At 33.9% G+C, this 14,197-nt stretch carries 17 protein-coding genes; 11 read left to right on the forward strand and 6 right to left on the reverse strand.

Annotated elements, in window-relative coordinates; translation table 11 throughout:
- Together BW936_RS12070 and BW936_RS12075 are read left to right on the forward strand one after the other, a co-directional pair.
- On the forward strand, nt 1-2,466 hold the full coding sequence (locus BW936_RS12070; protein ID WP_076548649.1) for a TonB-dependent receptor: 2,466 nt from the start codon (nt 1-3) through the stop codon (nt 2,464-2,466).
- A gap of 9 nt (nt 2,467-2,475) precedes the next feature.
- Nucleotides 2,476-3,126, forward strand: coding sequence for a hypothetical protein (locus BW936_RS12075; RefSeq protein ID WP_076548650.1), 651 nt, complete (start codon nt 2,476-2,478; stop codon nt 3,124-3,126).
- On the opposite strand, the gene BW936_RS12080 is transcribed toward BW936_RS12075, so the two are convergent.
- Complete coding sequence (locus tag BW936_RS12080) at nt 3,127-4,272, reverse strand: cysteine desulfurase family protein (protein ID WP_076548651.1); 1,146 nt, start codon at nt 4,270-4,272, stop codon at nt 3,127-3,129. It abuts the gene before it with no gap.
- A 102-nt stretch (nt 4,273-4,374) separates the two neighbouring features.
- On the opposite strand from BW936_RS12080, the gene BW936_RS12085 reads away from it, so the two are divergent.
- Nucleotides 4,375-4,881 (forward strand): hypothetical protein, encoded by a 507-nt coding sequence (locus BW936_RS12085; RefSeq protein WP_076548652.1) that lies wholly within the window; start codon nt 4,375-4,377, stop codon nt 4,879-4,881.
- On the opposite strand, the gene BW936_RS12090 is transcribed toward BW936_RS12085, so the two are convergent.
- On the reverse strand, nt 4,882-5,424 hold the full coding sequence (locus BW936_RS12090; protein ID WP_076548653.1) for a Smr/MutS family protein: 543 nt from the start codon (nt 5,422-5,424) through the stop codon (nt 4,882-4,884).
- 104 nt (nt 5,425-5,528) lie between these two features.
- Here BW936_RS12090 and BW936_RS12095 point away from each other — a divergent pair, with 104 nt between their 5' ends.
- From BW936_RS12095 to BW936_RS12105, 3 genes are read left to right on the forward strand one after another with little or no spacing between them, the layout of a single operon-like run.
- Nucleotides 5,529-5,789: a DUF2752 domain-containing protein gene (locus tag BW936_RS12095; RefSeq protein ID WP_244156221.1), complete on the forward strand. Its 261-nt coding sequence runs from the start codon at nt 5,529-5,531 to the stop codon at nt 5,787-5,789.
- A gap of 18 nt (nt 5,790-5,807) precedes the next feature.
- Nucleotides 5,808-6,134 (forward strand): CCC motif membrane protein, encoded by a 327-nt coding sequence (locus BW936_RS12100; RefSeq protein ID WP_076548654.1) that lies wholly within the window; start codon nt 5,808-5,810, stop codon nt 6,132-6,134.
- A 4-nt stretch (nt 6,135-6,138) separates the two neighbouring features.
- The gene (locus tag BW936_RS12105) at nt 6,139-6,447 is read left to right on the forward strand and encodes a CCC motif membrane protein (protein ID WP_076548655.1); all 309 of its coding nucleotides are present in this window, start codon (nt 6,139-6,141) and stop codon (nt 6,445-6,447) included.
- Between the two features lie 55 nt (nt 6,448-6,502).
- Here BW936_RS12105 and rocD read toward each other — a convergent pair whose 3' ends face one another.
- Nucleotides 6,503-7,783: an ornithine--oxo-acid transaminase gene (gene rocD, locus BW936_RS12110; RefSeq protein WP_076548656.1), complete on the reverse strand. Its 1,281-nt coding sequence runs from the start codon at nt 7,781-7,783 to the stop codon at nt 6,503-6,505.
- A 234-nt stretch (nt 7,784-8,017) separates the two neighbouring features.
- On the opposite strand from rocD, the gene rlmD reads away from it, so the two are divergent.
- Genes rlmD through BW936_RS12130 form a run of 3 tightly spaced genes read left to right on the forward strand, consistent with a single transcriptional unit; the run spans nt 8,018 to nt 10,707 of the window.
- Nucleotides 8,018-9,430: a 23S rRNA (uracil(1939)-C(5))-methyltransferase RlmD gene (gene rlmD / locus BW936_RS12120; protein ID WP_076548658.1), complete on the forward strand. Its 1,413-nt coding sequence runs from the start codon at nt 8,018-8,020 to the stop codon at nt 9,428-9,430.
- A gap of 1 nt (nt 9,431) precedes the next feature.
- Complete coding sequence (locus tag BW936_RS12125; RefSeq protein ID WP_076548659.1) at nt 9,432-9,935, forward strand: DUF6452 family protein; 504 nt, start codon at nt 9,432-9,434, stop codon at nt 9,933-9,935.
- On the forward strand, nt 9,916-10,707 hold the full coding sequence (locus BW936_RS12130) for a DUF6048 family protein (RefSeq protein WP_076548660.1): 792 nt from the start codon (nt 9,916-9,918) through the stop codon (nt 10,705-10,707). The genes BW936_RS12125 and BW936_RS12130 overlap by 20 nt, the downstream gene beginning before the upstream one ends.
- On the opposite strand, the gene BW936_RS12135 is transcribed toward BW936_RS12130, so the two are convergent.
- Nucleotides 10,702-10,932 (reverse strand): hypothetical protein, encoded by a 231-nt coding sequence (locus tag BW936_RS12135; RefSeq protein ID WP_076548661.1) that lies wholly within the window; start codon nt 10,930-10,932, stop codon nt 10,702-10,704. The genes BW936_RS12130 and BW936_RS12135 overlap by 6 nt on opposite strands.
- Nucleotides 10,929-12,098: a THUMP domain-containing class I SAM-dependent RNA methyltransferase gene (locus BW936_RS12140; RefSeq protein ID WP_076548662.1), complete on the reverse strand. Its 1,170-nt coding sequence runs from the start codon at nt 12,096-12,098 to the stop codon at nt 10,929-10,931. The genes BW936_RS12135 and BW936_RS12140 overlap by 4 nt, the downstream gene beginning before the upstream one ends.
- A gap of 95 nt (nt 12,099-12,193) precedes the next feature.
- Here BW936_RS12140 and BW936_RS12145 point away from each other — a divergent pair, with 95 nt between their 5' ends.
- Nucleotides 12,194-12,865 carry a ZIP family metal transporter gene (locus BW936_RS12145; protein WP_076548663.1) on the forward strand — a complete coding sequence of 224 codons (672 nt, stop codon included), beginning with the start codon at nt 12,194-12,196 and terminating at the stop codon, nt 12,863-12,865.
- Nucleotides 12,866-13,291 (forward strand): DUF4268 domain-containing protein, encoded by a 426-nt coding sequence (locus BW936_RS12150; RefSeq protein WP_076548664.1) that lies wholly within the window; start codon nt 12,866-12,868, stop codon nt 13,289-13,291. It begins immediately after the preceding gene.
- Between the two features lie 23 nt (nt 13,292-13,314).
- On the opposite strand, the gene trhA is transcribed toward BW936_RS12150, so the two are convergent.
- A complete protein-coding gene (gene trhA, locus BW936_RS12155; protein WP_076548665.1) occupies nt 13,315-13,947 on the reverse strand; it encodes a PAQR family membrane homeostasis protein TrhA in 633 nt (210 codons plus the stop codon).
- Between the last annotated feature and the right edge of the window lie 250 nt (nt 13,948-14,197).

Consider the following 14,197-nt stretch of genomic DNA (forward strand, 5'->3'; position numbering starts at 1 on the left):
TTGAAACTACATAACGTTCTAAACCTGATACTACTGCTGTGCAGCTCCATTGGTTTTGCTCAGAATGCTACTATTTCAGGTATTATATTTGGCGAAAATAATACCCCCTTAGCTAATGTAAACATTTCTAGTAAAGGTTTAGGAACCACTACAAATGCTGACGGATTCTATATTTTAGAGATTACCTCAGACGAAGAGAACACCATAACTTTCTCCCATATTGCTTACTTAGATGTGGTATTAGAAAAATTAATATTGAATACGAACGAAACCTTTGAATTCAACCCGGTTTTAAAAAGTGATGTTACGCAAATAGACGGCGTAACCGTATCTGCCACTGGCGAAAAGGAAGCGAATAACATCTTAAACATTTCTCCAGAAAAGATCAGAAAAATACCAGGAGCCAATTCAGGGGTAGAAACCATATTAAAACTATTACCAGGTGTTTCTTCCAATAATGAATTAAGTACACAATACGCGGTACGTGGTGGCAACTACGATGAAAATTTGGTATATATAAACGAAATAGAAGTTTATAGACCTTTTCTAATTCGTTCTGCACAACAAGAGGGCTTAAGCTTTATAAATAGTGATCTGGTACAGAATGTAAAATTTTCAGCTGGTGGCTTTCAAGCAAAGTATGGTGATAAGTTAGCTTCTGTTTTAGATATTAAGTACAAGACCCCTACTCTATTTTCTCTTCGGGCAGATGTAAGTTTTCTAGGCGCAAGCACTAGTTTAGAAACGATTTCTAAAAATCAAAAATTGAGCTCGGTATCTGGTGTACGTTACAGAAATAATTCCCTATTAGTTAATAGTCAACAGACAGAAAGTAATTTTAACCCGGCATTTACAGATGTTCAAAGTTATTTGACCTACCGATTTTCACCTAAATTTCAACTTAATTTCCTAAGCAACCTAACTGTTAACGATTACAAGAACGAGCCTTTAAACAGACAGACTAATTTTGGCACTATAGACAATCCGCAGGCATTGGTCGTATATTATCAAGGACAAGAAATCAACAAATACACCACAGCTCTTGGCGCTTTAAAAGGCAGTTATTTTTTAAATGAAAATACTACGTTAAAATTAATATCCTCTATTTATCACACTACAGAAGAAGAATATTCAGATGTTGTTGCAGCGTATGAGCTTGGTGATGTTGATAGTAATTTAAGTAGCGACACGGCTGGTGAAGTAATCACTTCTCGCGGAATAGGCTCACAGTTTAACCGTACTAGAAACGATTTAGATGCCTTGATTTTCAATATAGAGCATAAAGGTTTTCATACAATGAATAATTCTGTATTGGAATGGGGAGCAAAATATACCCATGAAGATATACGAGATCAATTGCGTGAATCTGAATTTATAGATTCTGCAGGGTATTCCATTAGACCACCTAGAAGTGAGTTTATTAACAATGAGCCTTCAGAACCTTTTGATGCTCCCCTGGTAGCATATAATGGGCTTAGCGCTTTAAATTTCGTAAAGACAAACCGGTTTTCTGGCTATGTACAATTAGGAACTCAAAAAACATGGAGCAATGCAGATGTATATTATAACATTGGTGTACGCTCTCATCATTGGACAGTTAGTGGAACCGGAGTTGAAAAAGTATCACAAACCGTATTTAGTCCGCGTGCACAATTTGCTATAAAACCTGATTGGAACAAGGATATGCTTTTTAGGTTATCTACCGGATTATATCACCAACCACCTTTTTATAGGGAATTACGTGACCATATAGGCTCCATACTACCCAACGTAAAAGCACAAAAAGCATTTCATTTAGTTGCAGGTAACGAATATAGCTTTCTGCTCTGGGACAGACCTTTTACTTTAATCAGTGAGGCGTATTACAAGAGATTAGAAAATGTAAATCCGTATACTTTAGAAGATGTACGCATACGCTACGCTGCCAACAATGACGCTGAAGCCTATGTTTATGGAGCAGAAGTAAGGTTAAACGGTGCCTTTGTTCCCGGCACGGAGTCTTGGGTAAGTCTTGGATATTTAAAGACCGAAGAAAATAGAAACAACAGAGGTTACATTTCAAGACCTACAGATCAACGCGTAAAATTTGCCATTCTTTTTCAAGATTACATACCTACCATACCTGATTTAAAGATGTATTTGAATTTGATATACCAAACAGGGGTTCCTGGAGGTTCACCAAGTTATGCAGACCCCTATATTTTTCAGAATAGATTAAGAGATTATAAACGTGCAGATTTAGGAATTTCCTATATTTTTGCAAATAAGGACAAACAATTTCCAAAAACACATTGGCTACGTAATTTTAAAGAATTGAGTTTAGGTTTTGAAATTTTTAATTTATTCAACAATCAAAATTCAATTACCAATACATGGGTAAGAGATGCCGACAGTAAAAATGAGTATGCTGTACCAAATTATCTTACCGCTAGAGTTTTAAATTTAAAGTTAGGTATACGCCTTTAAACCATACAAATGAAAAGAATACTTTTCTTACTAGCACTTATTTTCTCTTTCGCTGTTACGGCTCAGAAAAACATTTACGAAAGTCCAAGTTTTGATGACTTAAGTTCTGACCATGATGTTTTAGCCATTATACCCTTTTTAACAAATTTAGACCTAAACGAAAAAGTCTCTAAGTCTGAACAAAAAAGATTAGAGGAGAACGAAGGTTATGCTGTTCAGAATGCTTTAGAGACATATTTCTCCAAACGTAGTAAAAAGAAAAAACTACCGGTAACCTTTCAGAACATCGAAAATACTGCGGCCATTTTAGCTAAAGAGCAAATTAGTTATGACAATATTGATGTGTACACCACAAAAGAACTTAGTGAAATTTTAGGTGTAGATGGTATCATTAGCGGTACTTTAGATTTGAACATCTTACTGTCTAATGGGGTACCTACAGAATTTAGTTTTACAGACTATTTCTCTGGTGGAGCAAATTATGGAAGAATTGGCATTAAAATAAGCGATGGCAATTCTGGTAAGCTTCTTTGGAAATACGAAAAAGAAATCAATAAGAAAACCGGTAAGAATACCACAGATCTTATTGACCGCATGATGAAATTAGCGATTAGAAAATTCCCTTACGAGAGAGAGCGTAAAAGAGACCGTAAAAACTAATTACGCTTCAACAATATCCTTTAAGACTGCAATAGTATAGTCTATATCCTCTTTGGTATTATACGTGGAGAATGAAAAACGAACAGATGGTTTTTTCATATCCTCAGTAGATAATATTTGTGTAAGTACATGAGAACCTGCATCACTACCAGACTGGCAAGCACTACCTTTAGAACAAGCAATACCTTTCATATCCAAATTAAACAAAAGCAACATTGCTTTATCTTCGGTAATAGGTAAGCATACGTTTACCAAAGTATAGGTACTCTTCTCCAAATCTCCAGAGTGACCATTAAATTTAGCACCAGGTATTTCTTTTTTTACCTGTTCAATAAAGTAAGACTTTAATCCTTCAACATATTTCTTTTCTTCGTCTAAATTCTCATAAGCATGAATAAAAGCTTCTTCTAGACCAACGATATTATGAAAAGATTCTGTACCGGCTCTAAGCCCACGCTCTTGAGATCCACCGGAAATCATACAGCTTAAGCCAGAATTTTTACGAATAAAAGCAAAACCTACACCTTTTGGTCCATGAAACTTATGAGCTGCAGCGGCTAAAAAATCTATAGGAAATGCTTTAACATCCCAATTATAATGTCCTAATGACTGTACGGTATCTGAATGCACAAGTGCATCATATTTTTTAGATAATAGAGTAATTTCCTCTAAATTGATTTTATTTCCTATTTCATTGTTTACATGCATTAAGCTTACTAATTTTTTAGAATCGTCTGTCTGTAAAAGCGTTTCTAAATGGGCAACATCAGGATTTCCAAAGGCATCTAAATCCACATATAACAATTGAATTAATCCTTTTTGCTCCAATTCTTCTACAGTATGCAACACTGCATGGTGCTCTATTCTAGAAGTAATAATGGTCTGTACACCTAAATCACGCACAGCACATCTAATAATCATATTATCTGCTTCAGTACCACCAGATGTGAATATAATTTCTGACGGCAGGGCGTTCATATACTTAGCAATTGTTTTACGCGCACTTTCAATAGCGGTCTTTGCCGTTCTCCCAAAACTATGTGTAGAAGAAGGGTTTCCATATACAGCTAAAGCATCTTGCATTTTGGCAATTACGTTAGGGTGAACTTGTGTAGTGGCTGCGTTATCTAAATATACTTGTTTCATAAGGCGTACTCTAAAATAAATAATGAACAAAAATAGTTAATTAACCTATAATTGACAGTGATGCTACAAACAGATTTATAAATTTTAAATTAAATTTGACGTATGAAAAAATACCTTTTAATTGGTTGTTCCATTTTGTTTTTTGCATGTAATGACGGAGACCTACAAATTGAAACCGTAGATTTTGATAGTATAGAAACTATTCAAAGCTGTAATGACATTTCTGCTACTAGAGAAAATGTACTGTTCAAAATAAACGATGATGAAGCTTTAATTCTGAATCTCCCTAGCGAATTATTAAAGAATGAAGTTTCCACAACTGAAATAACCAGTGCCGTACCGGGTAGCTCTCAAATTACCTATCGTATTTTTTCTGAAACCGTAAGTAGCGATTATTTCTGTGATTCTCCACCGCCACTTACACCAACCGTTCTAGAAGAAATTGATGCTGAAGGCGGAAATATAATTGTAACGACTACAACTGAAGATAACATTACATACACCCATAATATACAATTAAGCGGTGTCACGTTCTTAAATGAAAATGGCAGCAGAATTACAGACTTACAGGTAAATGAATTTGGTACAGTAAGCACTACGGCAGAATAATTAGAAGTTTTGAAAAATATATACCTCAGTTGCCCCTAAGCCATACTTTTGATAATCGGCATCGTAATATTTTACGTTGTCGTATTTTCTGAACAAATAGCCCAATTCTTCTTTTAGCACACCTTCACCAACACCATGTATGAATACAATTTTCTGTATTCTTTTACTGATGGCAAAATCTAATTGCCGTTTAGCCGTATCTAACTGAAGATTCAGTATATCAAACTTACTAATAGATTTAGGATTTTTAATTAATTGATTAATATGCAAATCAACCTCCATCTTGGGTGCCGTACGTTCTTTAGACTTTAAAACTGTTGTTTTTCTGCGCTTAGGAATTTCCTTTTCCTTTTTAATTTTAGCGACTTCATAATTAGACACCCTAATATCATCTGCAATTAATACCAGTTCATGTGCAGCAAATGTTAACGGAAAACCATCATCACTTAACATATTGATATCATTACCATTAATAGATTTAACAACGCCTTTTATAACGTCATCAATTGTTTCTACGGTATCACCAATATTAAAATGAGGCATGTTTTTGTTTTGAATGCACAAAAATAATGGTAATTTTCGGACTATTAATTTATTTACAGATGCGCATTAAAGCATTACTTATTTTCCTGGGACTAGAAAGTTTTATGCTTCCCTGTTTCACTAAACAGTTGTTAGGGATTGATTGTCCTGGCTGCGGCTTACAACGTTCGCTATTATTTTTAATAAAGGGCGAGTTTATATCTGCCTTTTTAATGTACCCCGCTATTTACCCAATGCTATTACTTTTTGGCTTTTTAGCCCTTAATAAGCTATACCCTTTTAAACATTCAAACACAATTACAATTACGCTTATGGTAAGCACCGTAAGTTTTATATTAACCAATTATATATTAAAATTTATCTAATCACTTAACTTTTAAATTATGGAACAACAAAAATTACCTAATGTAACTTTAGCATTAGTACTTGCTATTTTAGGATTTGTATGCTGCTGCTTTGGCGGAGTACCTGGTATACTTTTCGGTGGTATCGCTTTTTTCTTAGCTACGAAAGACGAAAAAGTATACAAAGAGAATCCTGAAAACTATTCTAATTACAGCACTTTAAAAACAACAAAAACTGTTTCTATAGTAGTATTGATTATCGGTATTCTTTATTTGGCTTATTCTATTTACGGAATAATGAGCATTGGTGGATGGGATGCGTATATGGAACAAGTTCAAATAATGACTGAACAATATTCTCAATAGCAAAATGAACAACTCAGAATATCAACAAATACCAGGATCTAGCAACGCTTTAACTTTTGGTATTTTATCTATTGCGCTAACCCTTTTCTGCTGTGGTCCTTTTGGTGCCATATTCAGTTTCATTGGTTTAAGCAATGCTAAGAAAGCCAAAAGTTACTTTGAAGCTAACCCAGGTAATTATAGAGGGTACGAAAATATTAATACGGGGAAAATTCTCTCTTATATAGGACTAGCACTAGCCCTTATTTATCTAGTATTTTGTATTCTCTATTTTGGACTAATAATTGCATTTTTTACTACAGCCAATTTTTAATAAGAAAATAACAATCAATAAAAAATCCCCGATTTACATCGGGGATTTTTTATTTCTAATTTTTAAACTCTTTTAGTGTTTTTATAATGATAGAAACACAATCTAAAAGCTGTTCTTTTGTCATCACCAATGGTGGTGCAAATCTTATAATATTACCGTGTGTAGGTTTTGCTAGTAATCCGTTTTCTTTTAACGCCATACAAATGTCCCATGCAGTAGAACTATCTTCACTATCGTTTATAAGTATTGCATTTAAAAGACCTTTTCCTCTAACACTGTTCACCAAATCTGTAGTCGGTATAAATATATTTAGTTCAGCTCTAAAAAGTTCACCTAGTTCAAAGGCATTTTCTGCAAGCTCTTCTTCTTTTACCACTTCTAAGGCAGCCATACCAACAGCGGCAGCAATAGGATTACCACCAAAAGTACTACCATGATTACCCGGGCGAATTACACTCATAATATTATTATTTGCTAAAACTGCAGAAACAGGATATGCGCCGCCAGACAAGGCTTTACCTAATATTAGTATATCTGGCTTAATTTCTGGCGTACCGCTACAATGCTTATCTGAACAAGAACAATTACCACAAGTAGCCAACAAACGACCTGTTCTTGCAATACCAGTTTGTACTTCATCTGCAATGAACAAAACATTATACTTTTCACATAAAGCTTTTGCTCCACTTAGATAACCTTCAGATGGCACATAAACTCCAGCTTCACCTTGTATAGGCTCCACTAAAAAACCAGCGATATTCGAATTTGATTTTAAAACCTCTTCAAGGGCAGATAAATTATCGTACGCTATTTTAATGAATCCGTCAGTATATGGTCCAAAGTTCTTACGAGCAACAGGATCATTAGAAAAAGAAATGATCGTTGTTGTACGACCGTGAAAATTATTCTCGCAAACAATTATTTCTGCAGTATTCTCCGCAATACCTTTTTCTTCATATGCCCATTTTCTACAGATTTTCAAAGCTGTCTCTACAGCTTCTGCACCCGTATTCATGGGTAACAATTTATCAAAATGAAAAGTTTCTGTTGCATACTTCTCATACTTACCTAACATATCATTGTAAAATGCTCTAGAGGTCAAAGACAATGTCTTGGCTTGCTCTGTCATTGCATTTACAATTTTTGGGTGACAATGCCCTTGGTTTACAGCAGAGTAAGCAGAAAGAAAATCATAATATTTTTTTCCTTCCACGTCCCAAACATAAACACCTTCTCCTTTGCTTAATACAACAGGTAATGGGTGATAATTGTGGGCTCCGTGTTTTTCTTCTAATGCAATAGCATCCTTAGAAGAGATGTTTTCTAAAATTGACATGATAAAAATTACTTTAAATAAAACTTTAGCAATTCCTTCTATACCTTTTTCCTTTCAAAACCCGAAAAAGACATCGGGGCGAAAATTCAGCGTGGGAGAGAAATCATCCTGTAGAATTACAAAAATACAAATTTATAGCTGGAAATATAAAAATTATGTCCAATGGCATCAATATCTTGTTAATACTATCAATAACTATATTCTCAATTCAAAGAAACCCATTATTTTTGCCACATGCGAAAAAAGACAAAGCGAGTAGTTTTTGAAAATGTAATGGTGACCGATGCAGCAGCAAAAGGTAAAACTATTGGCAAAGCCCCAGACGGCAGAGTTATTTTCTTAAACAACACCGTACCGGGTGATGTGGTAGATGTACAAACCACCAAAAAGCGAAAAGCATATTTTGAAGGAACAGCTATCAAGTTCCATAATCTTTCCGATAAAAGAGTAGCTCCGGTTTGTCAACATTTTAATGTTTGTGGAGGGTGTAAATGGCAAGATATGGGCTACGAGCACCAACTTTTTTACAAACAAAAAGAAGTAGAAAACAATCTTAAAAGGATCGGACATTTAGATTTACCTGAGCTTACACCTATTCTTGGTTCAGAACAACAATACTTCTACAGGAATAAAATGGAATTTTCTTTTTCTGATAGTCGTTGGTTAACGCTAGAAGAAGTAAAATCTGATAACCAAATTGAAGATAGAAATGCATTAGGGTTTCATATACCCGGTATGTGGGATAAAATTTTAGATATTAAAAAATGCCACTTGCAAAGTGACCCCTCTAATGCAATACGGCTGGAAACCAAAAAGTTTGCTACTGAAAACGGGTTGACATTTTTTAATCCAAGGAACCAATATGGTTTGCTGCGTACATTAATGATACGTACCAGTTCTATTGGTGAAATAATGATATTAGTTCAGTTTTTTGAAAATGATAAAGAGAAAAGAGAATTACTTTTAAATCATCTGGCTATAACGTTTCCTGAAATAACGTCTTTATTATATGTAATCAATCCAAAACAGAACGATACTATTTATGATCAAGAAATCATCTGTTTTTCTGGAAGAGACCATATTTTCGAAGAAATGGAAGGACTAAAATTTAAAATCAATGCCAAATCTTTTTATCAAACAAATTCTGAACAAGCATACGAGTTATATAAAATTACCAGAAATTTCGCAGATTTAAAAGGTGATGAATTGGTATATGATTTGTATACGGGTACCGGTACCATTGCTCAATTTGTTTCTAAAAAAGCAAAGAAGGTGGTTGGTATAGAATCTGTCCCAGAAGCAATTTTAGATGCTAAGGCCAATGCGGAGCGTAATAAGATTAAGAACGTTGACTTTTTTGTGGGTGACATGAAAAATGTATTCAATGAACAGTTTATTTCTCAGAACGGGGAACCAGATGTAATAATAACGGACCCTCCACGTGATGGTATGCATAAAGATGTAGTGCAACAAATATTGAACATCGCTCCTAAAAAAGTAGTTTACGTAAGTTGTAATAGCGCTACCCAAGCAAGAGATTTAGAACTGATGAAAGAGATGTATACTATCACTAAAGTGCAGCCGGTAGACATGTTTCCACAGACCCATCACGTAGAAAATGTTGTACTTTTAGAAAAGAAAGTTTAGCATGAAAAAAATTCAGTTCGGATTATTATTGTTTCTTGGTGTTATTTCATCATCCTGTGAGAAAGATGATATCTGTGTAGAAGGAAATACTCCCCTACTCGTTATAGAATTTTATGATATTGATGATACGGAGACCTTAAAAGATGTACAGACGCTAAGAGTAGTGGGTGTTGGGCAAAATGTAACCGTGAATACTGTTACCGATCGTAGCAATGTAAGCACCATATCCATACCGTTAAAAACAGATGAAGATGCTACTAGTTTTTTATTCATTAGCAACTCGGCAGATTCTGATGATGGCGCAGAAACGGGAAACATAGATACCATTAATTTTTCTTATTCCAGAGATGAAGATTTTTTATCACGCGGATGTGGTTTCGTAGTTAATTACAATGAATTACAAGCGAATACAACAGCAGATTCAGATAGTTGGATTCAGAATATAGAAATAACACAGTCACTAGTCACCAACTCAGATACTACACATGTCAAGATTTTTCATTAATCTTTTTCTCCTATTAATTACTTTTTCGGCCTTAAGTCAAAGTAAGCCTATAGATTTAAACCCCAAAGATACTGTTGTACATAAACAATCTTATGGAGTAAGTTTAGGTATTGATTTAAGCAGAATTATAACCGGGGCTCTAGATGATAATTATAAAGGATTTGAAATTGTTGCTGATTACAGACTTACACAAAATTTATATATTGCCGCTGAACTTGGTAGTGAAGAGAAAACGAAACAAGAAGACCTATATAATTTCACCACTTCTGGTAATTACATAAAACTAGGGGTTAACAAAAACAATTATGCAAACTGGTACGGTGAGCATAATTTAATTTACATGGGTGCCAGAATAGGATTTAGCTCCTTTGAAAATACGCTGAACAACTATCAATATTTTAACACAAACAGATACTGGAATCCAGATGATTTTGCGAATGGATCAGATACTCCCGAGAACTTTTCAGGACTCAATGCAACATGGATAGAAGCCGTTTTTGGTACTAAAGTTGAAATAGCATCGAATTTATACATGGGTACAAGCATCCGCTTAGGGCTTATTGTATCTTCTAATAATAATGATTTTGATAGATTTCCCAATTTATGGATACCAGGCTTCAACAAAGTTACTTGGGATAGTAATTTTGGGGTTGGTTACAACTTCAGTATTTCTTATTTTTTACCGCTTTACAAAAAGAAAAATCAAGCTAAGAAAAATACCGAAAATTCTGCAGAACCAGAAGATCCTTTAAAATCGAAAGAAGGTTTATAGAATTCTAAATCCTTTTATAAACACCCATTTCATTACGATCTTATCAAGTCCCTCTATCTTTGCAACTGCAAATTTAGGTGCTAGTATTGAAGCTGCAATAGCTGCTATTGCAGATATATAAAGACTATCTATTGATAGCGTTACATACAAGATAAACCTAAATAGTATAAAAAGCACCGCAAAGGCTAAAAAATTATATATCAAAACTTTATGTTTAAGCTTCATTTTTCATTTCTTTTTTGATACTTGGCTTTCTTACTACCTTCATACATCTCATACTTAACCAACCGAGATTCTAAGTGACTATTGAACACTTTAATTTTTCTAGAAGGTCTTAAACCCACAAACTTTAAAGCAGGTAAATTACTTGTTATAAACCAAGCGTTAGTACCTGGATAACCTTGTTTTAAAGTGTCTCCAATAGCACTATAAAAGTTTTCCAAATCAATGTCCAAACGCTCTCCATAAGGCGGGTTAAAACACATATGCAGCCTTCCTTCCGATTCTTTTTCTGTTTTGAAAAAATCTTTTCTTTCTACAGATATATACTCTTCAAGATTAGCATTTTCAATGTTATCCTGAGCTTTTCTTACCGCAGACGGAGCTTTATCAAAGCCAATAATTTTATGATGAAATTCTCTAGTTTTCTTTAAACTAGAATCTACAATCTTCTCAAATAAATCTTGATCAAAATCTGTCCATCGCTCAAAAGCAAAACCCTTTCTATTAATATTTGCCGGAATATTACAAGCAATCATAGCCGCTTCTGTCAACATGGTACCACTGCCACACATTGGGTCAAGAAAATCACATTGTCCGTCCCAACCGCTCATTAGCAATAAACCAGAAGCTAAAACCTCATTTATTGGCGCAATATTCGTTGCGGTACGGTATCCCCTCTTGTGTAAAGAATAACCAGAACTGTCCAAAGACACATTACAGTCGTTGTTATGAATATGAATGTTAATACGTAAATCAGGATTTTTAACGTCCACATCTGGTCTTGTACCATCCGTATCTCTAAATTTGTCTACTATAGCATCTTTGGTCTTTTGAGACACATACAATGAGTGTGTAAACTGCTCCGAATTTACGGTTGCATCTATTGCAAAAGTTTCACTGACAGAAAGATACTCTGTCCAATCCATCGCATAAATTTTCTTATAAAGATCCTGCTCATCCCTAACACGAAAAGAGTGTATGGGTTTAATAATCTTAATAGCTGTTCTTAAACAAAGATTAGCTTTGTACATAAAACCATTATCACCTTCAAAAGATACATTTCTTGTTCCCTCTACAACATTACTAGCCCCAAGATTTCTAAGTTCTTTAGAAAGCAGTTCTTCAAAACCAAATAAGGTCTTAGCGACCATTTTAAAATTATTACCCATATTCATCTTTTCTCGTACCGCAAAAATACGCTAATTTTGACGCCTGTTTAATTTATGACCTATTTCCTTTTTTTTAAAAGGTTTATCAGCATCGCATGATTTATATATTACCTATTCTAGGAGTACTTATTAGTTTTCTTTTTGTAGTTGTTACAAAGCCACAGAAAAATGAATCCTATAAATTGTTATTAGCTTTTAGTGGTGCCTTTCTGTTAGCACTTACCATTTTTGAAATGTTACCTGAGGTGTATGAAAATACAGAACCTAAGTTTATTGGCGTCTTTATTATGCTAGGTATTCTTTTTCAAATATTTTTAGAATTTTTTTCTAAAGGGGCTGAACATGGTCATGTTCATATAGTAAAGGAAAATCAAACCTTCCCCTGGTTGTTATTTATTAGCCTTTGTATTCATTCTCTTTTAGAAGGACTACCCATTGGAACAAATGACACTATAATATACGGTATACTTATTCATAAAATTCCAATAGCGATTATTCTAAGTATATTTCTTTTGGGTTCCAATATAAAGCCGACTTATGCAGGTCTATTTATGGTTCTTTTTTCTATCATGACTCCGTTAGGAACCTATTTAGCCCATACTATTGATGCATTTTCTACATACGGAATCTATTTAAATGCTCTTGTAATAGGTGTCTTCTTACATATTTCAACCGTAATATTATTTGAAAGCTCTGAGGGACACAAATTTAATTTGAGAAAACTCTTAGTGATTATCCTAGGTATAACCATCGCTTATTTTTTATAAATGTTCAGTAAAGAAGAATCTAGAAAACTACGAGAAGAATTTTGGATTGCTTTTGGCAAATCATTTCCCAACAAATGGACCTTATATAAAACTGGAGTAAAAGGGTTATCCTTCAAATTTCATTTTGATTTAAAAAAAGCTATGGTTTCCATTGATGTAGATTCAGATTTTGATCAACGAATTAAAGTATGGGATAAACTAATTGCATTGAAATCTATTTTCCATGACGAATACCTACCCGATGCTATTTTTGAAGATTTCTTTAATCTTGATAATCATAAAGAAATATCAAGAGTGTACTTAAATTTAAATAATGTCTCTATCCATAATAAGAACACTTGGAGAGAAACAATGGAGTTTTTAAACACTAATATGCTACAGATAGAAAAATTCTATAAAGAATATAAAGATATCATAGATTCCTAATTCCGTTCTATAAGAGCATCTTTTTAGATTATATCTAGATAAATAAAAAACCAATGGCTTATTGCTCCGCACAGAACAAAAAGATGCCATATAAAGTGATTGTAAGGTATTCTTCTAACTGCATAAAATAATATTCCTACCGTATAAAATGCGCCACCTAGCATAAGTAAATTAATCCCTGTTTCTAAGGTATTATCCACTAAATTTTGAAAATCGAATACTATGAGCCATCCCATGGCTAAGTATAACAATAGCGATATAATTTCATACTTACCCGTGAAAACCAATTTTAAGATAGTCCCTATAGCTGCAATACCCCAAACCGTACCAAATATTAACCAACCATTACCATTAATTAGAGCTATAAGAGCTACAGGAGTATATGTACCTGCAATGAGATAATAAATATTTATATGATCAAGAATTCTTGTTCTTAACTTCCATACGCTATTATTAACCGCATGATACACCGTAGATACAGCCAACATACTAATCAATGAAATACTATATATTATAATAGCCATTGTAGCATATGTAGTTTTATGAGTATTGGCATTCAATAACACTATCATACCTATAATTGCCAATAACGTTCCTATACCATGAGAAATGGTATTAAACTTTTCTTCTTTTTCTAATGAATCTAGGTATAACATAATCGAGCTTATAATATGAAGTCTTTCTCCAAACCCTATACAATGCCTACAATTGGTGTATTGTGCAATCTCCAAGTAACAAAATTAAGTCTATTCTATAATATCTAATCATAATCAGATGACTATAAGAAGGAAAATAAAGCCTTGACATTGTTGTATAAAAAAAGCCCTTTACAATTAAGTAAAGGGCTTTCGAAAAAGGCGGCTACCTACTCTCCCACTTGGTATAGCAGTACCATCGGCGCAAACG

The sequence above is a fragment of the Maribacter ulvicola genome, assembly GCF_900155985.1.
Lineage (GTDB): Bacteria > Bacteroidota > Bacteroidia > Flavobacteriales > Flavobacteriaceae > Maribacter > Maribacter ulvicola.